This window comes from Clostridium sp. ZS2-4 (assembly GCF_026719745.1).
In the GTDB taxonomy this organism is placed as follows: domain Bacteria; phylum Bacillota; class Clostridia; order Clostridiales; family Clostridiaceae; genus Clostridium_H.
In genome coordinates, this window is record NZ_JAPPRQ010000054.1 from 17080 (window position 1) to 41901 (window position 24822).

Sequence of the window (24822 nt, forward strand, 5' to 3'; positions counted from 1 at the left end):
GATTATAATAAAAATTAATTATAAAATGTATTCTGCAGAATTGACAATTTCCAAAAGTCTATATTATAGTAATAATTACTTTTTACAACGCTTGCGTGAGAAATTATTTGTTATATTTTTCAATAAATTAAATAATTTTCATTTAACAGTTTTAACTTCTTCGATGTCGAAAGATGTAAGATATGCATTTGACTAAATTTGACTAAGTTTTACTAAGTTTAAAAAACATAATTCTTTAACTTATCTTAAATAAACAAAATATTTTATAGTATATAAGTTCTATTAAAGTTCCTACATTCTTACACATAGCCTATCTACTGTTTGTGTAGGAACTTTATTTATATGCTTAATAAATTTCTGTATAGTCCTTCTTACTTGAGATAGTGTTTGGAAAAATACATTATTAATTACAGATGATTTTAGCCATCCCCATAACCCCTCTATTAAATTCAGCTCTGGGCTATATGGTGGCAAAAACATTAATTCTAATCTGTTCTTCATTTCTTCCAAGAAGGGTTGTACCATTTTTGCATGATGAATTCTAGCATTATCTAGAATCATCACTATTTTCCCATCAGGATACCGATTTAGCGTAGCTTTTAAGAATTCAAGGAATACTGTTGCATCATATCGTTCATGTTCTTCGCAATAAACAGTTCCTGTTTCATAATCTAATATTCCTATCAGCTTTACACCTGCATTTTTGCCGTAGGTAGGTATTTTCTTCTGCTTTCCTTTCAAAAACCATGTCTTTTGAATAGCTTGATAATCCCTAATCATAGATTCATCTTCAAATAGAATATTATCTATATTCCCATTAAGGAGTTTTTTTTAGAACTTCAAAATCTTCTTTAAACTTTTCTTGCTTTGATTTATCTGCTTTTGCCAATACATAGGTGGGTCTTGTATAGCTTAAATTTAGCCTATGTAGAATTTTAGCCATTCCACTATGACTGATTTTAACCGTAAATTCATTAATAACCCATTGTCTTATTATTTCTATAGTCCAGTTTTTTCGTCCTTCAAAGCCGACTTCGTCAGGAGTGTTATTTGTAATAACTTCAATCATTTTAGTTTCTTGCTCTTCACTAAGTTTTTTAGGAGCACCAGTACTATATCTCATTTCCAATCCTGCTAATCCATTCAGCTTGTAATCTCTAATATAATTGCCTACGGCATGGGGCTCTAAGCCCTGCATTTCAGCTATTTTTTTATTTGTAAATCCTTGAAAATGAAGTAATAATATTGAGTATCTTTTATGCACTCTTATATTTTCAGTTTTCTTTAATGCTTCTTTTAAAATTTTAATATCTTCATCATAACCATTAATATCTTTTAGCACTATAGTTTCCATATAAAATCCTCACATAAATTCTTTTTTCTATTATTTTGGATTTTTATATAGGTTTATATTAANTATAAGTTTCAATAAATAATTTCATCGAAATTTTCTTATTGATTGATCATTGAACAATGGTAGTAATAATTGTAATATATATTATGGTTTATATAGAATTGAATTTTATTGAACTGTTTTGTTATAATCATATTAATATGAAAAGACGGAGGAATAAAACATACATATGAATAAACAAAATTTAACTAAATTAAAACTATTTTTTATGGGTTTAGAAAACAGATTTTCAGAAAATTATTCTATTTTAAAAAGTGTTTCTATAAGCTTCAAAACAGGAATTAAAGAATTTAACGGTCATGGTATTTATGATGATGGAAAGATAAAATATAACTTTAATGGTGTTACTGAAACTTTAAGCATAAAAAATATGTTTGAAAAAATATGCAAAGATGCTGAAAAGTATGACTCATTGCAATTTATATATTGTGAAAGAGGCACTGATATTTTAATTTCTGCTGATAATAAAGCTGTAACTATGAAAAATATTGAAATGAAAGAAACTGATAATACCAATAAAATTAAAGAAAATATCAGCAACTCTAATTTAGGCTGTCACCACACTGATGGAACCTCTACTATATTGAATAGAGATTATTATGTTAAAATAGGTAAGGCAGATAACCTTCTTAAAGAAATTAATATAATGACTAAAGACGGGAAAATAAAGAATGATAAAATAAGAAAATACAATCAAATAGATCATTATGTGGAACTTTTAGATGGAATATTTAATAAACTTTCTACCGATGGTACTATAACTCTACTTGACTGTGGCTGCGGAAAATCTTATCTGTCCTTTGTTCTTAACTATTATTTGACAGAAGTAAAAAAAATTAAATGTCATTTTATTGGTCTTGATTATTCTCAAAATGTTATTGAAAGTTCTAAAAAAATGGCAAATAATCTGGGATATAGAAATATGGAATTCCACGCAATAGATATAAAAGATTATGTGCCTGATAAAAAAATAAACATTGTTTTATCTCTTCATGCCTGTGATACTGCTACTGATATGGCTCTTGCTCTAGGTATAAAAGTAAATGCAGATGTTATTATTGCAGTTCCTTGCTGTCATAGAGAACTTTTAAATCAATACTCTTATGAGCCTTTTAAAAGCATAACTAAACATGGAATTTTAAAAGCTAGAATGGCTGACGTACTGACAGATGGTATGCGTGCTACTATGCTTGAAGCAAAGGGCTATGATGTTTCGGTAGTAGAATATATCTCTCCACTGGAGACTCCTAAAAATCTTATGATTAGAGCCATAAAAGTAAAGGACGAAGACCAAAGCGCTATGGATCAATATATTAACTTAATGAAGTCCTTAAATGTATATCCTGCTTTGTATAGATTTTTAAATGAATGGTAAAGTAATATAAACAAATCACTACATAAAAACATGAAGCAGTATAATATATAATGTATTATACTACTTCATGTTTTTACACTAAATCTTAGTATTTACGCCTATCTTTTTCAAAATATCATGAATAGAATTAGAACCTCGCGATATTAACATTCCCGTTATAATTTGACCTATATAAGATATTCTACTAGTTAAACCTAACCTAGCTGGGAAATCCCATCCATATGCAATACTCAGTAAAATTCCTATTCCTATACTAATACTTCTTAGAACGACATTTTTATATTTTATATTTTTTGTTTTAAAATATGCATTAAATATAACTTTCACAAACTCAACTACCACATCTACCAGAACAGACTCAATAATTAATTCAAACATAGTTGATTCTAGATTCAAAATATATTACCTCTTTATAGAATAAAGTTTGATATATTATACGCATCATTAACGCCTTATGGTACACTGTTAACTAAATATTAAGACTCACTTAAATTTATTGTACTACTCTAATTTACTTGCTGAAAACTCTAAAATATTGAATCTATACAAAGCATGTCCTTTAATATTGTCCATTGAAATTGTTCCTATTTTTCTACTATCTACACTGTTACCTCTATTATCTCCTAAAACAAAAACTTGGTTTTCAGGAACTGTAACCTTGATTTCTGGGTATGTTTCAATACCAGCTTTTAAATAGTTTTCTTTTAATTCATCTCCATTTACATAGACTTTTCCATTAGAAATTTCTACAATATCATTTGGTACTCCTATAATTCTTTTCACATAAATATCTTTATTTTCTTCATAAGGCTTAAATATTATTATTTCTCCTCGTCTATATGATTTTGTATAATTACTTATCTTTTCTACTAGCATTCTATCATTATCCACCTTATTATTTAATGTAGGATACATAGATTTTCCTTCAACTCTAACCGCTCCTATAACAAATATATTAATGCAAATTACGCATAAAAATATTACTAATGTTTGAACTAATTCTTTACATTTTTCATTCATTTTTTCATCCTCCACTAATTTAAGAAATTTTTTCATATTGTATTTATACATTTTCGTTTTTAAATCAAGTCTTTTTTATATTTGCCTAATTTTACACAATTTATCATCCTTATCTTTAAAATACTATTATACCATATAATTCAATATATGTATTTTAACAATTTATTAATTACACTCTAATGTAATAAGCATAAAAAGATTATGTCAAAACAGTTACTATATATTTTAAAAATTAGCTAAATTAATAGTAAAATACTTTAGCAATGAGATTTTTTAATGACCTAGAAATTATGTTTTTCAGATCATTTTTTAACAAATAAAAATATTAATTTGGGATACACTAGCATTGAAGGGAGGTTAAATTAGTGAATCTAGCAAAAAACTTAGATGAAAATAAGCGGATATTAAAAGAAAGATTAGCTATTGAACAAAGCTTTGATATAATAGGTAGAGATTGGAACATAGGCGATTTAAACGCCTATTTAGTCCTCATTGATGGATTTGCCAAAGATCAAATCATGCTTTTTATACTTGAAGAATTACAAAACGTAAAAAAAGAAAATCTTTCTGCGGATACCCTGCAAAAGCTTATACAAAACCATATTGCATATATAGAAGTTGACCAATTTGATACTTTTGAAGCTATGGAAACATCAGTACTTTCTGGAGCTATTGCACTTTTTATAGATGGCGAAAACAAAGGTATCATTATAGATGCTAGAGAATATCCTGTACGAGGTCCACAAGAACCAGACTTAGAAAAAGTCACAAGAGGTTCTAGAGATGGACTTGTAGAAACCATTGTTTTTAATACAGCATTAATCAGAAGACGACTTAGAGATCCAAAATTGATTTTTGAACTTACAAATGTAGGCAAACAATCAAGAACCGATGTAGCAATAGGTTATATAGATAATGTAGTAGATCACAAACTTTTAGGCGAATTAAAAAAGAAACTGGAAGAAATAGATGTAAATGCACTAATAATGGCAGAGAAAACACTTGAAGAATTATTAATCAAAAAGAAATGGTATAATCCATTGCCTCAAGCAAGGTTTACTGAGAGACCTGACGTAGTTGCAGCTCACCTTCTGGAAGGACATATTGCAATTATTGTTGATACTTCTCCCAGCGTAATGCTCCTGCCTGTTACCATATTCCATTTTTCACAGCATGCAGAGGATTACTATCAAAATCCAATGGTTGGAACATATTTAAGATGGATTAGATTTTTAGCCATATTTTCTTCTTTATTAATTACCCCCTTATGGCTTCTTTTGGTTTATAATCAAGATTTTTTACCTGCATGGCTACAATTTATTGGACCTAAGGAAACAGCATCGATTCCTATTTTTATACAATTTATAATATTAGAATTTGGTATTGATTTTCTTCGTATTGCCTCTATTCACACACCTAATGCTTTATCAACCTCTATTGGTATTATTGGTGGACTACTATTAGGAGATTTGGCTGTAAAAGTGGGATGGTTTGTTCCAGAAACCATTTTATATATGGCAATTGCAGGCATGAGTACCTTTGCAACACCTAGTGTTGAATTTGGTATGGCAATTCGAATTTTTAGGCTATTTCTTTTACTTTTAACAGGAATGTTTAGAAATATTGGTTTTATTATAGGTATAATAATTATATCAACTGTGATTTTCACAACAAAAGCCTTCGGAAATCAATCATATTTATGGCCCTTATTCCCCTTTGACAAAAAGGCTTTTTCTAATATGTTCTTTAGAAAGCCAATTCCTGAAATAGGTAAAAACAAAAGACCTAAATAGTAACCAGTACCTACCAACTGGTTACTATAAATACTATCTTACTTCAATTTTATCTTTAAATTTCTCAATAGTTTTTTCTCCAATTCTACTTATCTTCTTTAAATCTTCAACTGATGAGAATCCACCATTTTGCTCTCTATAATCTATTATCTTCTGGGCAGTTACTTCTCCTATTCCAGGAAGTGTTTTTAACTCTTCCTTTGTAGCCGTATTTAAATTTATTTTTCCTCTCTCTTCTTCTCCAGTAGTTGAATTTATTCTATTCAATTGATTAGGCATTCTGGAATTTTTAATTTCCTCCTTGCTATATACCATAATACAATCTTCATCCTTTAGCTTCATAGAGCCGTTTACTGAAAAAGTATCTGCCTTGACAGTATATCCTCCAGCCTTTTGAATTAGTTCATAAACCCTGCTTCCAAATTTCATTACATATACATTAGGATTTTTAACTTGACCTTTAATTTCAACAACAATTGTCTTATAATCATTTGAAGTGATTTCTGTTGGTTTTGTATTTGAATTCTGAGAATTATCTACAATAACTTCCTGCTTCTTTTTTTCTGCAGTTTGGTTTTTAAAAACAACATCTGTATTATACGCTTCAGGTTTAGAAGAAAAATAACCTACTAATAAGAATATTAAACATCCCGTAACCATAACTATGGAACCAATTAATTTTTCTTTTTTATCCATCATTATTCCTCCATTAATTATATTGATTACATTAATTATTGACATTTATTCCTTAATTAATAGCTTTTTATGAAAATTATATATCAATACCTTTCTGAAACGACTCATTTTTTTGTAAATATTATACAATTTTAACACCAACTTTGATATACTTAAAGTTTTCTGATATACTATTGTTATAAAATCTAGGAGGTAACTGATGCGTAAAATATTAATATGCTTTATGACATTTTTATTATCTGTTTCATTTATATCAAATAGTGCACAAGCTAGCAGCTCACCCCCTAAAGTTTCTGCTGATGGTGTAGTTTTAATGGATGCAACTACAGGTGATATTTTATATTCTAAAAATGAAAATACTATATATCCACCAGCCTCAACCACCAAAATTATGACGGCTCTTTTAACACTTGAAAATTGTAAATTAGGCGATATTGTAACAGTAGGAAAAAAACCTCCTTTTACCGAGGGAAGTAAAATATATATATTTGAAGATGAAAAATTAACGATAAAAGATTTGATGTACAGCCTGCTTTTACAATCAGCTAACGATTCTGCCGAAGCCCTGGCAGAACACATATCAGGTTCTACAGAAGAATTTGCAAAACTTATGAATAAACGTGCAAAAGAACTAGGTTGCAAAAACACAAATTTTGTTAATCCTCATGGGTTATATGATGATAATCATAGAACAAGCGCTTTAGATTTAGCTTTAATACTAAAGGAATTAATTAAACATCCTGAGTATAAAGAAATTTCAACTACCCCAATGTATTACATACCACCAACAAATAAGAGTAAAGAAAAACGCTATATTGGGAATAAAAATAGGTTAATTCAAAAAAACTCCTCATATTATTATGAGGGTTGTGAAGGTGGAAAAACAGGTTATACCATACAATCTAAGCACTCTTATGTAGCTACGGCTTCAAGAAATGGTCAAAGACTTATAGCAGTACTTCTTCACGATAGTGAGCATACATACTGGTCGGATGTTAGAAAATTGTTTGACTATGGATTCGATAACTTTTCTCTAGAATCTTTTCACTTAGAGGGGGATTCCTTGGGAGATTATGCTATTGATGAAACTTCTAAAATTCCTATTTTAAGTGCTGAAAATTTTTACTACGTAAAAAGTAAGGATTCTACGGAAATTCCTACTTTTAAAATAAATAATAAGGACTTAAGTAAAAAATCTTTTAAAAGAGGTGACAATATTCTAACTGCTGTTGTAACATATAACAACGAAGATATCGGTACTTTAAATATTGCTAGTGGGATAGATTATTCTTCAAAACATTCTCTTATATCCTTTGGAAATAAATATTCAAACATTTTAAAAACCTTGAAATATTGTGGTGGAGCTTTATTGATTGTTGTAACTCTTTTAAGAATCAGAAAAAAGAGAAGAGATAGAAAGAGAAAAAAATATAAGAATAATATTAATATGTATAATAATTCAAGAAACTAAACTAAATTAAGGTCAGATTACACTCTAATAATTGTAATCTGACCTTTTATTTTTTAATATATTTTATTTTAGCTTACTTAGAAGCTTAACCATATCCGCTGGTAAATCACATTGAAATTTAAGTATTTCACCAGTTCTTGGATGTGGGATTTGCAATCCACATGCATGTAACGCTTGCCTGTCTATGTAATCTTCTTCATTCTTACCATAAAGAGAATCTCCAACTATGGGATTACCTAAGCTACTTAAGTGAACTCTTATCTGATGAGTACGTCCTGTTTCAAGAACAAGCTTTACTAAGTCAGCCTCTTTAAAACTTTCTACTACTTCAAAGTGGGTAATACTTTTCTGACCTCTTTGATCAACAATTCGTTTTAAGCTTCCATCATCAACTTTATATATATGTCTATCTATAGTCCCATTTTTTTCTGAAAGGTTTCCATGAACTATAGCTAAATAAGTTTTTTGAAATTCTTTTCTATTCATATCTCTTGCCAAAGACATATGACTAAAAGCATTTTTTGCAACAAGAATAAGCCCTGAAGTGTCCATGTCTAACCTGCTTACCAGTCTAACAATACTCTTTTCACCTTTTTCTCTTAAATAATACAAGATTCCATTAGCTAATGTACCATTAATGCAGCTTCTAGTTGGATGTACAATCATTCCTTTTGGCTTATTAATTACTAATATATCAGAATCTTCATATATTATGTCTAAAGGCATTTTTTCAGGAATAATATCTTGTTCCTCTTCTTTTTCTATTTGTACTTCTATTACATCTCCACTTTTTAATTTTGAAAATAGAGTTGCATTAGTACCGTTAACTTTAACTCCTCCGCCTCTAACAACCTTTTGAGTAAATCTGCTAGAAAACTTTGCTACACTTCTAAGATATTCATTAAGCTTTAAACCATCTTCCTCTTTTTTAACTAGAAATTTCAATCCGATATTTTCACTATTCAACTACTGCTATTACCTCAACTTCTAGTAGTGCATCTTTGGGAAGTTTTCCAACTTGAAAACAAGATCTTGCTGGTTGTTCTGAGCTAAAATATTTTCCATATACTTCATTTACTTTACCAAAATCATTTATGTCACTTAAAAGTACAGTCGTTTTTACAACCTTTTCAAAACTAGTTCCTGCTTCTTCTAAAATAGCTTTTAAATTTTGCATTACTCTTTCAGATGCATTTTCTATACTATCATTAATTAATTCACCAGTTTGTGGATCTAATGGGATTTGACCTGAAGTAAATAATAAATTTCCTACTTTAACAGCTTGTGAATATGGACCTATTGCTGCTGGTGCATCTACTGTACTAATAATTTGTTTTTCCATATTTTTTCCTCCTCGTCTTCTATTGAATATTCTCATGATTTTTTCCTAACATAACTATTATATCAAATTTTATACTATTGTCATCAATTATTCCTGTTTTTTTTATATTTAAGTCTTCTTTTATATATTCTATCTCTGGCTCATTCAATCCTTTGAAATAAATTTTTGTAATATCACTACCTTTTCCATTACCTATAGTAATATTAGTGTAGCCTTTTTTATTTAAATATTTTCTATACTCGGCAGCTAACCCATTTTCGTTTGTACAATTCAAAACTTTAATTTTTATGGTATTTTTATCAATATCTATCCCTTGTTTAACTACTTTTGTATCATGAAGTACATCTAAGATTTCTTTATTAAAACTTTTGTCATAAAGGAAATATGAAATACCATTAATATATTGTGCATCTCCCTTTAGAGTCTGCATTTTAACTTCATCGGCTCTAATGAAATCGCAGCCATATTTAATTATATCCTCAGCAGACATATTTGTTTCACAATATTTAGGAACCGTCATAAAAATTGCAGGTATTCTAGGTATTATTTTAGGGCTTTTTAGCTTTTCAATAACCGTTTCTATAAACATATGTTGATTTTCAATTCTGCCAAGATCTCCTTCTGCCAAACCAGTACCATTATTATTTTTTCTCCATCTAAAAAATTGTTCAGCCTTTTTCCCATCTAAATGTACCTTTTCTCCTTTTTTGAAGTGAATATGTAAATTTTGAGAATCATCATCGTAATTCATACTCCTGCTTATTTTCATATCAACTCCTCCAATAGAATCTATAATCTTTCTAAAACCTTCATAGTTTATCTTTCCATAATAATCTATTTCTACATCAAGAAGTTTTTCTACAGCATCTATAGCATAGGCGACTCCCCCCAAAGCATGTGCAGCATTAATTTTAGAATCTTTTTTATTTATTCTTATTAAAGTATCTCTTGGTATAGAAATTAAATTTATAAACTCATTAACAGGATTATAGTGGATAAGAATCATTGTATCTGTACGTTTTGGGTCATTTTTACTGTTAGATGTTGGATCACCAATATCTACACCTAAAGCTAAGATGTTTATTGAATCATTCTTATTCTTTTCAATAACTATACCTTCTTCTGTATTTATTACATTATCTTTTACCTGTGAATTCTCACTCAATTTAGAAAGACTCTGGTAAATATACGTACCTCCAGCAACTCCTATGCATATAGTTAAAGTTATAATGAATAATATAATTTTCAACACTGAACTTCTCTTTTTTTTGCTCATATATCCTCCATATATTTTAAACATACCATATGATTTCTTGCTTCCACTGTATCGCAATGCAATAACTGACCATTTTTAATTATATATTGCATTGTATTTTCAAGAGATACAATTAAAGCCTTATCTATATCTTCATATGTCAATTTTCTTACTTCTTCAACTCCTGGGAAAGATCTCAAAGGCTCAATATAGTCTGCCATATAAATTATCTTCTCAAGAAGACTCATATTTTTTCTTCCAGTAGTATGATAAGCTATAGAATTCAATATATCTTTGTCCTCTATTCCCATTATGTTTTTTGCTACATAAGCTCCCGCAGCTCCATGCAGCAGACTTGGAGTTTTTATACAAATCTCATTTATATTATACCCATATTTTTCTGCAATATTTACCATTTTGTCATTTTCCATGTATTTAGCACAATCGTGTACTATGCCTGCCATTCTTGCTTTTTCTATATCCGCTCCATAAATTTCTGCTAATTTTACTGCTGTATCTCTAACACTTAAGCTATGCTTAAATCTTTTCATATTTAAGTTTTCTTTTAAATATTCAATAATCTTTTCTTCCGACCACATGTTATAATGCTCCCCCTCTTAATATAAATTATTTATAAAGTTCCATTTCATTTAAAAGATACTTTGCCTTTTCCGGAATCAAATAGCCTATACTCTCTCCTTTTTTTATTTTTTCTCTTATTTGAGTAGATGAAATTTCTAAGATAGGTATATCAAGAAATATTATTTGTTTATCATATTTCTCTTCAATTTTCTTTTTTTGATTTTGTATATCTTGTTTACTATATCCTGGTCTATTAAACACTACAAATTTGCACTGACTTAAAATCTGATCAACATTTTTCCAAGTATCTATCTGCATCAGACAATCTACTCCTGTTATAAAATACCATTCAGTTTTAGGTTGCAGAAAATTGAAGAATTTTAAAGTTTCATATGTATAACTTAAATTTTTCTTTTTGATTTCATAATCACTAACTTCAAATTTTTTTTCATTTTTTATAGTTTCTTTAACTAATGTAAATCTTAACTGAGCATCAGTTACAATTTTATCAGTTTTATGTGGAGGATTCCCCGACGGAATAAATATAACCTTATCCAGACCTAATTTATATAATGCCTCATATGCTATATGAAGATGTCCATTATGGATTGGGTCAAAGGTTCCTCCAAATATGCCTTTTCTCTTCATTTAAAATCATTCCTCTTCTAGCAGTATATTATTGTTTCCTACCTTAAAAAGTATATCATAAAAAAATAAAAATTAAAGGCAAGAAGTTTCTATATCAAACTTCTTACCTGATTTACTTAATAAAATTCAATGTATCACCAGAATGTGTAATTTCAACATCTGCATTCACAATTAACTCAGTTATCTTTATAGGATTATTCTTTTTTACTTTAGGATATTTTCTGTGTAATTCTTCCTCTATATCAAAAATATCTATTCCATCATCTTTATATTGATTAAAAATTATTCTGCATGCTTTCTTAATATTCTCTTCACTTGTCATTTCTAATACTTTTAAAGTATTATCATTGATTACAAGCTTTTCCTGTACCTCACCTACTGATGCCTTAACCTTTATATTCTTAATTAATTTTATCTTGTCTTCTTCATATTTTATTTCTGTTTTAGTCTTACTTTTTAAAATCTCTAATGTTACAAACTTATCTTCTGCTTCAGGATTCTTAGGTTCTAAGGTTCCAGATTTAACAGAATTCATTAAAAAATTAAATCCCTGTCCCTCTTGTTTACTTATAATACCTACCATTTTATCCTCTTTCAATATTGCTCCACCATCTATTTCAACCTTGTTTCCCATTCCACCACTCTGCAGCTTTATTAATGGTGCTATACTAGTCTTGTCACCTACTAGTCTTTGATTCAAATATTGATTTAAAGATAGTTGTATAGCCCTTGAAGATGCTCCTACATTATTAATAAGTTCCATAACATATACTCCCAAATACTTTTCTTCATCTAAGTCTGCTTGTAATAACATTTCACACTCTCCATCATAAACACCAATGAAAGGTCTTATAAGCATCTCTTGATCCCTGTCAAAAAAATCCATGAAATTGTCTAAACCATACTCCGCTGCCCTACTTCCAAAAATTAGAACTTTATTTTGAGTGTAATTTAATTTAAAACTAGAACCTAAACTTATTTCTCTTACAGCTTCAAAGCATGTTTTCCCTTTGCCTTTAAAAATGATTCTATCTCCCTCCCCTTTCTCATCACCTCCTTTTGCTTTAAAAGCCTCACAATAAACTATAGGTTTATTGTCATTATCAATATCTACAAGTACAGCAGTAACAAATAAAATTTTATTAATATCCTTATAACTAAAGCATCCTGTCATCAATATACAGTTTACAATCGCAATAACTAATCCACTCCATATTTTCTTCATTTGTTTTCATCCTTATCAAATATAGTATTAGATATTTCATCAAGGCTGCTTCTTATGAATACATCTTTTAATTTATAAGATTGTAATGTTCCAATAGGAAATAAGTAAGGGTATCCACAGCTCTCCAAAGAAGCTAAATGAGATAAAAGTAAAAAAAATCCCATATAGAAGCCTGGAAGTCCTAATAAAGATGAACATAATAATATTATATTACTCCAAACTACTATAGCCTTATATAAATTTGGTACCAGAAAAGTAGAAATAGCGGATACAGCAACAATAACTATAGTAGTTTGTGAAGTAAGTCCTGCTCCTATAGCTGCTTCTCCTAAAATTAATGCTCCTACTATACTTAATGCCTGCCCCGTGGGCTGAGGTAATCTTATTCCCGCTTCTCTTAATAATTGAAAAAATAATATCATAATTACTACCTCAACTATGGTTGGAAAAGGAACACCCACTCTTGAATTAGCCAGCCTGACTACGAAAACTGTAGGAAGCAATGCAAAGTGGTAGGTGCTCAAAGCTATATATAACCCCGGTAAAATAATTGCTGTTATTAATCCAATCCATCTTTGAAATCTTGAAATACTAGTAAAATATTTATTTAAATAGTAATCATCTGCCGCCTGTAAATTTTCTATAAAAAAGAAAGGCGCTATAATAACTGAAGGTGTACCATCTACCATAACTATTACTTTTCCTTCAAATAATTTAGAAGCTGCAATATCTGGTTTTTCTGTATATCCAATAGTATCAAAAACAGAGTAATTGTTTTTTAATTCTTCTTCAATATAGTTTGTATCTAATATGAAATCTGAGTTTATATCTTTAATTTTGCTTTTTATATATTGAACTAATTTTTGTGAGGCTGTTCCTTTAATATAGGAAATTACCACAGTGGTATTTGACTTTTCACCAAAATCCATGCTTTCGAACTTAAGATTCTCATTTTTAATCTTTCTTCTTATCAAGGCTATATTCTCTACAATAACTTCATTAAATCCTTCTCTGGGTCCCTTAATAACAGCTTCTGTAGGTGGAATAAATACAGGTCTTTTAGCAAATCCTTTAGCTTCACAATAAAGAATAGTTTTTTGGAAGTTGAACACCAAAATTACATCTCCAGATAAGATATGCATTATTGCCTCATTTTCTGAATTTACTTCTCCTACATTATTAGCCCATAACACTTCTTTTTTTACATTTTCAGTATCTCTAACTCTATGACTTTTTAATAGAGGCTCTATTATATATTCACTGATGAATTTTGAATCACACAAATTATCAATATATATAGCATATATTATTCCCTGTGAACATTCGATTTCTCTATATTTAACATCGAAGCTGTCTTTTAATTTTTCCTTTAAGTTTTTAACATATTGTTCATTCACATTATCACCACCTCATAGTTACCCTTAAGTGTAGTTATTTTTTGTAGTTTTTAAGAATACTATTCTCTTTTTTGTAAATAATATCATAATAGTTATTGTTTATATTTCCATTAAATTATTAATTTTCATTTAATGGAATAATATTTTATAAGGTGGGAAATAGATGAACAATTTAAATGCTCGTCATTTTATTTTTATAATTCTCGGAACGTCAATAGTTGCCTTAAAAACCTATCCAAATATAATCGTGAAATATGGTGGAAGAGATTCTTGGATAGCAGTCTCAATAGCTTCTTTACTAATTTTATTATTTACTGTCTATATATTATGGATTTGCAAAAAAACTAATACATATAATATATTTGAAATATATAGTTCAACATTAGGTCAAAGATTAGGTACTATATGCTTATTTTTGTTCATTTTTGCTTTATTCTTAACTTTAATTGAATGTGCCTCAATTGAATCCAGTGCAGTGCATCAAAATATGCTTTTAGATAGTCCCCCTTGGTATATCCTTTTATTCTTTATAGTAATTGCAATATACTCAGTAGGTAAGGGCCTAAGGTCAATAATTGTTATAACCATATTAGGCATAATATTTATAATGTTTGCAGGAATTAATTTAGGGATAATGACTATTAAATATAAAGAAAGCAAATATCTTTTTCCAATATTAGAGAATGGATTAGATTTGAATTTTGGGATTGCTACATTAAAGTCCTTAGGAGGATATGCTGGTATAACTATTTTCTTGCCGTTTTTAGTAAATATAAATGAAAAAGAAAAAAGTAAATTAATTAGGAACAGCATCATAGCCCTAATAATAGTAATTCAAATGGAAATAGTATCAATGACAGGAGTAATAACCACTTTCGGTGCTAACCGAGCAATCAATATATGGTATCCAAAATTAATTCAAACTCAATTGGTGAGTTATTTTGGTTTTTTAGAAAGTGGAGAATTTTTTGTAATGCTTCAGATTGTAGGAGGATGGTTTGTAAAATACATTTTAACCTTCTACGGACTTATAAATCTACTAAAAAAATTTGATTTAATAAATAAGTACAGCATATACATTATTTCTATTTTAACTTTTTTATTTTCTTTCTTAATATCTAAAAATAGTTTCATGCTTTTAAAATTTTTAGTTTATTATAATTACATCAGCTTAGTCAACTTTATAATAATACCCTTTATGGTTTATACTATATTTTTGATAAAACATAATATTAAAAATCCCAATAATAAAAAATAGGAAGAAAAATCATCTTCCTATTTTTTATTATATATTATTTAGGTAATTCTATTTTTGCCTTTTTTGCTCTTTTATAAAGAACTAAAATATTTCCTATTGCTTGAACTCCTTCGCATTTTATCTCTTCACATATAATGTCTGAAGCTTCTCGCGCCGTAATACCACTGTTATTTAGTACTTTTATTTTTATAAGTTCTCTTTTCTTAAGTGCATCTTCTACTTGTTTTAAAAAAGTATCCTCAACTCCATTTTTACCTACTTGAAAAATAGGGGCGATTGTATTTGCTAGACCTCTTAAATAACTTCTTTGTTTACTTGTTATCATATGTTTCCTCCTACATTAAAAACTCAAATTCAAAATCGTCAAGTCTTACAATATCTCCATCTTGGATACCAAGCTCTCTAAGCTCATCCATAATACCTTTGTTCTTTAATACTTTATGAAAGTATCTTAAAGAATCTGGATCATATACATTTACACTTTGAAGAAGTCTATCTACGAAGCTTCCTTCTATAGAATATACATTATCTTCAACAGTTATCTTATAAGTAAATCGTTTTTCTTCAGGTATATATCTGTCTACTTCTTCTATTTCCATATCTTTTACAGGTATTGTACTCAACATTCTAGCAGCTTCTTTAATAAGATCATCTACTCCTTCTCTTGTTGCAGCTGATATCTTAAATACCTGTGTATATCCCATTTTATTAACTTCTTTCTTGAATCTTTCAAAAACTTCTTCATCATATAATACATCACTTTTATTCGCAGCAACAATTTGAGGTCTATCCCAAAGCTTCACATTGTAGTTCTTAAGCTCTTCATTAATCTTAATAAAATCCTCTACTGGATCTCTACCTTCAATTCCTGATATATCTACAACATGTATTAAAAGTCTAGTTCTTTCTATATGTCTCAAAAAGTCAAGTCCAAGTCCAACACCCTCTGAGGCACCTTCAATTATACCTGGTATATCAGCCATAACAAATGCAGGCGCTCCTTCTGGCTTTATTACCCCTAAATTTGGTTTTAAAGTTGTAAAATGATAGTTTGCTATTTTAGGTTTTGCCTTTGACACCATTGACAGTAAAGTTGATTTTCCTACATTAGGAAATCCTAACAAGCCTACATCAGCTAATAATTTCACTTCTAGAGAAATCCATCTTTCTTCTCCTGGCATTCCTGGTTCTGCAAAATTTGGTGCCTGCCTAGTTGGAGTTGCAAAATGATAGTTTCCTTTTCCGCCTTTACCTCCTTTGGCAACTATATATGTATCACCATCATGAGCCAAATCAGCCATTATTTTATTACTTTCCACATCTTTAATCATAGTTCCCATTGGTACTTTAATAACTAAATCTTCACCTTTTTTTCCAAAACACTTGGACCCAGTACCATCTTTTCCATTTTCCGCAGAATATTTCTTACTGTATGTAAAATCAAGTAAGGTCGTTAAATTCCTGTCCGCTTGCAAAACAACAGTACCACCACTACCGCCATCTCCACCGTCTGGTCCTCCTAATGGAGTATACTTTTCTCTTCTGAAAGAAACACACCCATTACCACCATTTCCTGACTTTACAAATATTTTGGCTGTATCTATAAACATTCTTATCACCCTACCTTAGTTAGTTTATTGTTATTGCCATTTATCTATGTAAATGTTAATCTATAAGCAAAATTCTTATCATAATTATATTTATGTATTTTTATGTATGTCTCCTCTGAATAAATCTGTTCCCACTCTTCAATCCAATCCAATTCATCCACTAAAGATTCCTTATTAGCTATAAATAAACTTTCCCCTAATTCGTCTTCAAAGATATATATATAAACAAAATCAGATTTGTAATTCTCTACTTCATTAAATATATTATTTACTAAAATTCTTTTTTTATTGTAATCTTTTTGAAATGTAGTTTTTAAAAATCCATCTATTTCTATGTGTAACTCTACTTTAATTCCCTTATTCAAAAACTTTTTTAAATTCTCTTCTATTAAAAATCCAAAATACTCATTCCCCAAAGCATATACTCTACTTATGCAGCTGTTCTTTTCAACTATTTTCTGTATATATTGTTTTGCTTCCTTATTTCTTTCTAACTGAATGTACCCATAAATAACCTGTATATCATTCATGAAATCATGTCTTTCTTTTCTTAAATAATTTATAAAATTATTCAACCCCTCCATTATAAGCCTCCATTAATGAGTTTTAAAAAAGCACCCTATTGGGTGCCTTTAATTATTCAGCTACATTTTCGAATACTACTGGGTAAACACTAGCTTGCTTTTTACTTCTTCCAACTCTTTCGAATTTTACTATACCGTCAATTTTAGCAAAAAGTGTATCGTCTCCGCCTCTACCAACGTTAGTTCCTGGATGTATTCTTGTTCCTCTTTGTCTTACTAAGATATTTCCAGCAAGAACAAATTGACCATCTCCACATTTAGTTCCAAGTCTTTTAGATTCAGAATCTCTACCGTTTTTAGATGCCCCTTGACCTTTTTTGTGGGCAAACATTTGAAGGTTTATTCTTATCATTCTTCACACCTCCTTAACAAATAAACGTATGTAATCTTCATAGCCGTCTTTAATAAGACTCTTTATTCCTAATAACATAGTTTGTAGTAAGACCTGACATTTGTTGATATGCTCGTCTTCTTCATTCTCTATGCTAACACTTAAGTATCCATCATCATCAAATTCATATTGCACATCTACTTTTAACACTTCAGAAAGTCCATTTAGAGTAGTCTGTGACAAAAATGATACCGCACTGCATAGAATATCATTTCCAATATCATCAAACCCTGCATGACCCTCTAATTCGTATGCTACAATATATCCTTTTTTAAATCTGAATAATACATCAATCATAAAATTAAGCTTCTATCTTTTCTATTTGTAACTTAGTATAAGGTTGTCTGTGTCCATTTTTCTTTCTTGAGTCTTTCTTCGCCTTGTATTTAAACACGATAACTTTTTTAGCTTTTCCTTGTTTAATTACTTTAGCAACAACCTTAGCGCCTTCAACTACAGGAGCTCCAACAACTAATTCGCCTTCTTTGTTTACAGCAAGAACTTCATTTAGTTCAACGTTTGAATCAACTTCAGCGTCTAGCTTTTCAACAAATAAAACGTCTCCTTCTTGAACTCTGTATTGTTTTCCACCAGTCTTAACTATAGCGTACATCAAAATACACCTCCTTATAAGAGTCTCGCCGCCTTCGGTACACAAAATAATTTCGTGATTTGAAAAACCTTATGCGCGCGGTTTACAAATGCCATTTTATCACATCTATTTATATTTGTAAAGAAAAATTTAACCATATATCTTAAGCTTTTCAAATTTATTTATTTGACTATTAAATAACAAAGGTTCAACCTTGAAATACTCTAAATTTTCCATAAAATTTACATATATCTTCTTGTCCAAAGCATCTATATCTCTTATAAACTCTATAATATCTCCTAATATATCTTTTTCATAAATTCCATCTAATTCTATATATATATCATTAATATCATACTTGCTGCTTATCTTAATAATTTCATTTCTTATTAAACTATTTAAATACGAAAGATTTATTCTTTTTCCTTTTCCTTTGCACAGGGTACAATCTTCTTCTATAAAATCATATATAGATTTACCTCTCCTTTTCCTTGCTATCTGCACCAAATTAAGTTTTGTAAAAGGATAAATTATAGTCTTCTTTTTATCATCTTTAAATCCTTCTTTTAATGCATACATAATTTTTTTCTTATTTTCAATATTGTTTATATCTATAAAATCAATTACAATTATCCCGCTTAAATTCCTAATCATTATCTGTCTTGCAATTTCTTCTGCTGCCTCTATGTTTGTAATCAAGGCAGTTTTATCTATAGAGCTCTGCTTTGTATTCTTAGCTGAATTAACATCTATAACATACATTGCTTCCGTTTTCTCTATAATAATATTTCCTCCACTTGGAAGAACTACCTTACTATTTCTTAAAGATAGGATTTCCTTTTCTATATTATAATAACTAAAAAGATTTTGTTTTTCAGAGTATAACTCTACACTTATATTTAAATCAGATTTATTTTTTATGAATTCTTTGATATATTCATAATCTTCTTTTTCATTTACTAGTACTTTCTCTGTATTTTCACTTAATATATCTATTAATATTCTTCCAAGACTTCCTCCACCATTATACAAAAGTTTTGGCTTTATGGAATAAGTTCCTTCTTTGTTAATTCTTTTATAAATTTCATATAACTCTTCTATTTCTTTATTTATATCTTCTATTTCAGCATTTAAGGCATTAGTTCTAATCATAACACCTATTTCATTTGGCTTTACTATATTTTCTACTATATACTCTGTAAAATTATCATTATCTTCAATTTTTTTCGAGAAATTAATATAATTGTTATATGTTATAATAACTACGTATCTACCCGGAACACTTATTTGACTAGTAACTTTAGCCCCTTTTTCTAAAATTGGTTCTCGCATTACTTCAACCAATACTTCATCTCCATTTTTCAAATGTGCATTACCAAATTTCTCATGAAGATACATATACGCATTTTTCTGAAATCCTATATCGAGAAAAGCACATTTAATTCCTGGTACTATATTTTTAACTACAGCTTTATATATTTCACCAGAGCATGGTTCAATACTTTCTTCTTCTATAAAGCATTCCTTAAGCGTATTGTTTTCTCTAAGAGCAATTCTTAAAATATTTTTCTGTCTTTCTATAAAAATTTCTTCCAATATACTTCACCTCATCTAATAAATAACATACATTTTTCAATATATTTTCTCAATTTCATATCCATCCATAAGCATTGTTTTAACTGTTTGCATTAAAACTCTTGCATCAGGTAATGCCTCATGTCTATCTAAGGAAGGAATACCTAATATATTTAATGCTTTATCTAAACTTAAATTTTGATTAATATTATAAAACTTTTTGAATTCTATAGATAAGTCTAAATAATCTTCTTTCAAAAAAGGTATTGCTATTTCATAACTTTTGCATACAGTTCTTAAGATGTCATATTCTGATTTTCCCCAAGATATCCAAATGGTCTCTTTAGGAATATATATTTTTTTTAATTCTAAAAACGCTTTTTCCAAATCTACACCATTTTCAATTTGTTCTTTAGTGAAACGTTCTGCATAAATTCTATGAACATTCTTATCCTTAGAGTTTATATATTGCCTTGGTTTAATAATCCTTTGGAATTCTAGAGTCTCATCCTCATCTTTACTCAATACTGCTCCAATTTCCACAATTTCTTGAAAATATTTTTTTGCTTTATTTTGAACAATTCTTGTAGTAATAAATTCAAAATCTATAGCCAGTAAACTATAAGGACTGAATTTCATTTCCCAATCTTTTATAATATAAAAACCCATTAAATATATACCCCTTTAAAAATATTGCAAAATTTTTTACATTACTAATTATACCCTATTCATGGATAAAGTAAAACTATTGAGTAAATTATCAGATATAATATAACTATAGAATAAAATTATGAAGCAATTTTATTCTAGTAAGCAGTAGCCAGTAACCAGTAAATGAAGTTTTGCTAAGGCAAAACCTAAATTTAAATAATGAAAAGAGCAAGAACATAGAAATTTTCTATGTTTTTGCTCTTTTTTATGTTTATTTTTACTGAATTTAAATTATTTAGTCATCTTTTTTTCTTTCGGGTTACTGGTCACTAACTATTGAAAAGTATTCATTAATCGGAACAAGTTTCTTTCCTTTATAGGCAAACATGTTTTGTCTTTCTATAGCAATAAAAGCTTCTTTATTCACTCCTTGTATATTAGCCTTTATAAATTCACCAAGTAATTGAGCCGATAAATTGTCTTTACTTCCACAAGTAACCAAGGTATCTATTTCTAGAATATTATCATTTAAATTATAACTAAATTTCTTAATCAGAGATTTTATATTAACCTCTTTACTCCCTTTTTTGCTTTTCTTTATAGTAATCCAGTCTTCATTACTCATTAACTCTTCTAATTCTTTTTCTACTGTTTCAGGATGTATACACTTAATTTTAAGATTATACTCTGCTGCTTCAATAGCTGCCATTGATTGTGGTGCTTTTTTATCTCCTATTTTCTCTCTAACCTTTATTACATCCAATATTCTTATTCCTTTAGGTGAGTTTTCACTTAACTTTTCTTTTATGCAATCAACATCCAGCTCTTCTCTAAAAAGTAAATCCATATATTCCCCTTTTGAATATACTCCAACTGAAAGTGGTTGAGCAATAGATAATATTATATGTGGATTAAATCCTTGAGAATATTGAACTGGAAGCTCAGCTCTCCTTATTATTCTTTGTATAGTTCTCATTAACTCTAAATGAGAGACATATTTTATACTATCTTCCTTAGTGTACTTTATTAAATATCGCATTTTCAAAACACGTCCTCTCTTTAAAGTCTTCATTTGTATTTATTCCACAATTTCTGCACCCTTGTCTGCAATCTACCGTAAGTTCTTCTTTTTTAGCTTTTTCATTTTCTCTAATTAAGAATTCCTTTGATACTCCAATATCTATAAAATCCCAAGGAAGGACTTCATCGTAGCTTCTTTCACGACAAGCATAAAAATCTCCGTCTACTCCGCATTCTTCCATAGCTTTTAGCCATGTTTCAAAACTAAAATGTTCTGCCCATCCATCGAATTTTGCTCCCGTTTCAAAAGCCTTAATTATAACATCACAAAGCTTTCTATCACCTCTTGCTAAAATCGCCTCCATATAACTTACAGGAGACTCGTGCCAATTGTATGTAATTTGCTTACTTTTTATTGCCCCTCTTAGACACTTAATCTTTTCTTTTACAACTTCCATTCTATCTTGTGGAGCCCATTGAAAAGGTGTAAAAGGTTTAGGTACAAAGATAGATGTGCTTAAAGTAACTCTGAGTCCTTTCTTTCTTTCCTCCTTAGGTACACTGTAATACTGCTCCACAACTTTTTTTCCTAACTCAGCTATACCTAAAACATCTTCATCTCTTTCATAAGGAAGACCGATCATAAAATATAACTTAATAGTTGACCATCCAGACTTAAAAGCACTGGTTACAGAATCTAAAAGATTTTGTTCAGTAACGCCCTTATTTATTATATCTCTCATTCTTTGACTTCCAGCTTCCGGAGCAAAAGTCAGTCCTGTTTTTCTCACCTTTTGAATCTCTTTTATTAAATCTACTGAAAATGCGTCTATTCTAATTGATGGAAGTGAAACTCCCACCTTTTTTTCTTTGTATTTTTGTATTAAAGACATAATCAAGTTTTGTATATCTGAATAATCACAAATACTTAATGATACAAGTGAAACTTCTTCATATCCAGTAGCTTTTAATAATTGCTCCGCTTGTTCTAGTAGTTTTTCAGTAGTTTTTTCTCTAATAGGTCTATAAATCATTCCAGCTTGACAGAATCTACATCCTCTTGTACATCCCCTAAAGGCTTCAAGAGTAACTCTATCATGAACTATTTCAGTATAAGGCACTAGTAGCTTATCTGGGAATTCAACTTCATTAAAATCTTTAATTACAGCCTTTGAAACTTTTTTTGGTACATCTACATATTTAGGATTAAACTCTTTTATAGTTCCATCCTCATTATAAGTAACTTCATACAGACTAGGAACATATATACCTCTTATTTTTACAGCTTTTCTTAAAAATTCTTTTTTGCTTATTCCTTGTTTCTTGCACTCCTTATACAGGTCCATCAACTGATCAAGCTGTTCTTCCCCTTCCCCTAAAGCAAAAATATCTGCTATATCATAAAGCGGTTCAGGATTATATGCACAAGGTCCTCCACATAAAATAATTGGTTCTTTTTCTCCTCTTTTTGAAGCCCTTATAGTTATATCAGCCATATCCAGCATATTAAGTATGTTTGTATAGCTCATCTCATACTGAAGAGTAAATGTTACAAAGTCAAATTCTTTTAAAGAATCCTTGGTTTCCAGAGTATACATAGGTATATTATTTTTTCTCATTTGCTTTTCCATATCTGGCCAAGGTGCATAAGCTCTTTCGCAGTAAGTATCTTCTCTTTGGTTTAATGTATGGTAAAGTATTTTAGATCCTAAATGAGACATACCAACTTCATAAACATCTGGAAAACAAAAAGCAAATCTTATATCCACATTGTTTTTATCCTTATAAAAACAATTTAACTCTCCGCCTGTATATCTAGCAGGTTTTTCAACCTTGTATAGTATATCATCTGAAATTTTGTTCATTAAACTTCCTCCTAAGTTAGGTTACATGTTTTATACATTTTAACACATTACCTGCAAAAATTAAATAATATTTAATATCAATTAATCTTATGTAAAATTGATTTTATTCTTCCCTCATACTTTCATCATGCCAATTTTTCCATTCTTCAACAGTAAGCTTCGCCCACTTATCCATTTTATCTATTTTATCTTCATCTGAATCCTTTAGGTAATCTTCTAAAGAAATATTCCCATATAATTTAAGTGCTTCAACAAGTTCTTCCTCATATATAGTACTAATCACTTTCATTTCTTCATTTAATACTACAAAAATATTATACCTATTCTTATCAAGTATACTTAAAGCCTCCAATAGAGTCTTTTTGTAATAAATAGATAAATTTCTATTTTCGATATATCCTCTTTTTATAAATCTATATTTCTTTCTAATAATATCTCCCATAATTATATAAACTATCCTTTCTTTTTCTTTATATGATGACATCATAATAAAAAGTCCAATAATTCCTATACTCAAGTTTTTTTTGCCCACTTCCAATATACTCAACGAAAAAGTTGTTATTAAAAAACCTATTATCAAGCTAATATTAACTGTAATTTTATTAGCTCTTTTATAAAAAGTTTTAAAAGCTAAAATATCTCTCAATATTCTGCCTCCATCAAGTGGAAAAGCCGGTATTAAATTAAAAATTCCTAATGCCAAATTACTCATGTATAATAAATTTAAATAATGATTTGAAAACTTTTTATTTATAAAATAAAAAACACCTGCCATAATTAAGTTGGTTAAAGGTCCACTTATAGAGATTATTAAATCCTCTTTAGGGTCAGCATCATCTAAATCTTTTAGCTTTAATACTGTACCAATAGGAAGAATTTCTATATCAAATCCTTTAAACCCTAATTTTCTTGCGGTCAAGTAATGTGCTAATTCATGAAAAAACACTAATAAAAACGAAATTAAAAATTCACCTCTAAACCCAATTATTAACAATAATATGATGTAAGGAATAAATAATCTACTAATCTTGATTAATAAACGCCCTTGTTTTTCCATA

At 29.0% G+C, this 24822-nt stretch carries 26 protein-coding genes; 4 read left to right on the forward strand and 22 right to left on the reverse strand.

The window, feature by feature from the left end:
- Positions 1-291: 291 nt before the first annotated feature.
- A protein-coding gene (locus OIO11_RS10955) for an IS630 family transposase (protein WP_268071512.1) occupies positions 292-1354 on the reverse strand; the annotation gives its coding sequence in 2 pieces (ribosomal slippage) (positions 292-831 and positions 833-1354; 1062 coding nt in all).
- A 229-nt stretch (positions 1355-1583) separates the two neighbouring features.
- Here OIO11_RS10955 and OIO11_RS10960 point away from each other — a divergent pair.
- The gene (locus OIO11_RS10960; RefSeq protein ID WP_268071513.1) at positions 1584-2789 is read left to right on the forward strand and encodes a class I SAM-dependent methyltransferase; all 1206 of its coding nucleotides are present in this window, start codon (positions 1584-1586) and stop codon (positions 2787-2789) included.
- 78 nt (positions 2790-2867) lie between these two features.
- Here OIO11_RS10960 and OIO11_RS10965 read toward each other — a convergent pair whose 3' ends face one another.
- A complete protein-coding gene (locus OIO11_RS10965; RefSeq protein WP_268071514.1) occupies positions 2868-3185 on the reverse strand; it encodes a hypothetical protein in 318 nt (105 codons plus the stop codon).
- Between the two features lie 105 nt (positions 3186-3290).
- On the reverse strand, positions 3291-3809 hold the full coding sequence (gene lepB / locus OIO11_RS10970) for a signal peptidase I (protein ID WP_268071515.1): 519 nt from the start codon (positions 3807-3809) through the stop codon (positions 3291-3293).
- Between the two features lie 365 nt (positions 3810-4174).
- Between lepB and OIO11_RS10975 the strand changes: the two genes are divergently transcribed.
- Positions 4175-5602, forward strand: coding sequence for a spore germination protein (locus OIO11_RS10975; protein WP_268071516.1), 1428 nt, complete (start codon positions 4175-4177; stop codon positions 5600-5602).
- A 33-nt stretch (positions 5603-5635) separates the two neighbouring features.
- Here OIO11_RS10975 and OIO11_RS10980 read toward each other — a convergent pair whose 3' ends face one another.
- The gene (locus tag OIO11_RS10980) at positions 5636-6298 is read right to left on the reverse strand and encodes a helix-hairpin-helix domain-containing protein (RefSeq protein ID WP_268071517.1); all 663 of its coding nucleotides are present in this window, start codon (positions 6296-6298) and stop codon (positions 5636-5638) included.
- 199 nt (positions 6299-6497) lie between these two features.
- Between OIO11_RS10980 and OIO11_RS10985 the strand changes: the two genes are divergently transcribed.
- On the forward strand, positions 6498-7769 hold the full coding sequence (locus OIO11_RS10985; RefSeq protein WP_268071518.1) for a D-alanyl-D-alanine carboxypeptidase family protein: 1272 nt from the start codon (positions 6498-6500) through the stop codon (positions 7767-7769).
- Positions 7770-7832: 63 nt separating this feature from the next.
- Here the strand turns inward: OIO11_RS10985 and OIO11_RS10990 are convergent, their stop codons facing one another.
- The 7 genes from OIO11_RS10990 to OIO11_RS11020 all read right to left on the reverse strand — a co-directional run bounded on the left by OIO11_RS10990 (position 7833) and on the right by OIO11_RS11020 (position 14218).
- Entirely contained in the window at positions 7833-8735 is a 903-nt protein-coding gene (locus tag OIO11_RS10990) for an RluA family pseudouridine synthase (protein WP_268071519.1), read from the reverse strand.
- On the reverse strand, positions 8728-9111 hold the full coding sequence (locus OIO11_RS10995; protein ID WP_268071520.1) for a RidA family protein: 384 nt from the start codon (positions 9109-9111) through the stop codon (positions 8728-8730). The genes OIO11_RS10990 and OIO11_RS10995 overlap by 8 nt, the downstream gene beginning before the upstream one ends.
- A gap of 19 nt (positions 9112-9130) precedes the next feature.
- Complete coding sequence (locus OIO11_RS11000; RefSeq protein WP_268071521.1) at positions 9131-10387, reverse strand: LCP family protein; 1257 nt, start codon at positions 10385-10387, stop codon at positions 9131-9133.
- On the reverse strand, positions 10384-10965 hold the full coding sequence (gene yqeK, locus OIO11_RS11005; protein ID WP_268071522.1) for a bis(5'-nucleosyl)-tetraphosphatase (symmetrical) YqeK: 582 nt from the start codon (positions 10963-10965) through the stop codon (positions 10384-10386). The genes OIO11_RS11000 and yqeK overlap by 4 nt, the downstream gene beginning before the upstream one ends.
- Positions 10966-10993: 28 nt before the next feature.
- Positions 10994-11596: a nicotinate-nucleotide adenylyltransferase gene (gene nadD, locus OIO11_RS11010; protein WP_268071523.1), complete on the reverse strand. Its 603-nt coding sequence runs from the start codon at positions 11594-11596 to the stop codon at positions 10994-10996.
- 112 nt (positions 11597-11708) lie between these two features.
- Positions 11709-12821: a Ger(x)C family spore germination protein gene (locus tag OIO11_RS11015; RefSeq protein WP_268071524.1), complete on the reverse strand. Its 1113-nt coding sequence runs from the start codon at positions 12819-12821 to the stop codon at positions 11709-11711.
- Positions 12818-14218: a spore germination protein gene (locus tag OIO11_RS11020; protein WP_268071525.1), complete on the reverse strand. Its 1401-nt coding sequence runs from the start codon at positions 14216-14218 to the stop codon at positions 12818-12820. The genes OIO11_RS11015 and OIO11_RS11020 overlap by 4 nt, the downstream gene beginning before the upstream one ends.
- 163 nt (positions 14219-14381) lie before the next feature.
- Here OIO11_RS11020 and OIO11_RS11025 point away from each other — a divergent pair, with 163 nt between their 5' ends.
- Positions 14382-15476, forward strand: coding sequence for a GerAB/ArcD/ProY family transporter (locus OIO11_RS11025; protein WP_268071526.1), 1095 nt, complete (start codon positions 14382-14384; stop codon positions 15474-15476).
- Between the two features lie 34 nt (positions 15477-15510).
- Here OIO11_RS11025 and yhbY read toward each other — a convergent pair whose 3' ends face one another.
- The 11 genes from yhbY to OIO11_RS11080 form a co-directional block, all read right to left on the reverse strand.
- Positions 15511-15801, reverse strand: a complete 291-nt coding sequence (gene yhbY / locus OIO11_RS11030; RefSeq protein ID WP_268071527.1) for a ribosome assembly RNA-binding protein YhbY — start codon at positions 15799-15801, stop codon at positions 15511-15513.
- A 10-nt stretch (positions 15802-15811) separates the two neighbouring features.
- The gene (obgE, locus tag OIO11_RS11035; protein WP_268071528.1) at positions 15812-17086 is read right to left on the reverse strand and encodes a GTPase ObgE; all 1275 of its coding nucleotides are present in this window, start codon (positions 17084-17086) and stop codon (positions 15812-15814) included.
- 44 nt (positions 17087-17130) lie between these two features.
- Positions 17131-17670 (reverse strand): Spo0B domain-containing protein, encoded by a 540-nt coding sequence (locus OIO11_RS11040; protein WP_268071529.1) that lies wholly within the window; start codon positions 17668-17670, stop codon positions 17131-17133.
- A 52-nt stretch (positions 17671-17722) separates the two neighbouring features.
- A complete protein-coding gene (gene rpmA / locus OIO11_RS11045; protein WP_268071530.1) occupies positions 17723-18022 on the reverse strand; it encodes a 50S ribosomal protein L27 in 300 nt (99 codons plus the stop codon).
- Positions 18023-18025: 3 nt separating this feature from the next.
- Positions 18026-18358, reverse strand: a complete 333-nt coding sequence (locus OIO11_RS11050; protein ID WP_268071531.1) for a ribosomal-processing cysteine protease Prp — start codon at positions 18356-18358, stop codon at positions 18026-18028.
- 4 nt (positions 18359-18362) lie between these two features.
- Entirely contained in the window at positions 18363-18674 is a 312-nt protein-coding gene (rplU, locus tag OIO11_RS11055; RefSeq protein WP_268071532.1) for a 50S ribosomal protein L21, read from the reverse strand.
- Positions 18675-18803: 129 nt separating this feature from the next.
- Positions 18804-20249: an Rne/Rng family ribonuclease gene (locus tag OIO11_RS11060; protein WP_268071533.1), complete on the reverse strand. Its 1446-nt coding sequence runs from the start codon at positions 20247-20249 to the stop codon at positions 18804-18806.
- 36 nt (positions 20250-20285) lie between these two features.
- Positions 20286-20897 carry a 3'-5' exonuclease gene (locus tag OIO11_RS11065; RefSeq protein ID WP_268071534.1) on the reverse strand — a complete coding sequence of 204 codons (612 nt, stop codon included), beginning with the start codon at positions 20895-20897 and terminating at the stop codon, positions 20286-20288.
- A 301-nt stretch (positions 20898-21198) separates the two neighbouring features.
- On the reverse strand, positions 21199-21918 hold the full coding sequence (locus OIO11_RS11070; RefSeq protein ID WP_268071583.1) for a TIGR03936 family radical SAM-associated protein: 720 nt from the start codon (positions 21916-21918) through the stop codon (positions 21199-21201).
- Positions 21893-23764 (reverse strand): TIGR03960 family B12-binding radical SAM protein, encoded by a 1872-nt coding sequence (locus OIO11_RS11075; protein ID WP_268071535.1) that lies wholly within the window; start codon positions 23762-23764, stop codon positions 21893-21895. Before OIO11_RS11075 ends, OIO11_RS11070 begins: the two co-directional genes overlap by 26 nt.
- A 103-nt stretch (positions 23765-23867) precedes the next feature.
- Complete coding sequence (locus OIO11_RS11080) at positions 23868-24821, reverse strand: M50 family metallopeptidase (protein ID WP_268071536.1); 954 nt, start codon at positions 24819-24821, stop codon at positions 23868-23870.
- Position 24822 lies beyond the last annotated feature (1 nt).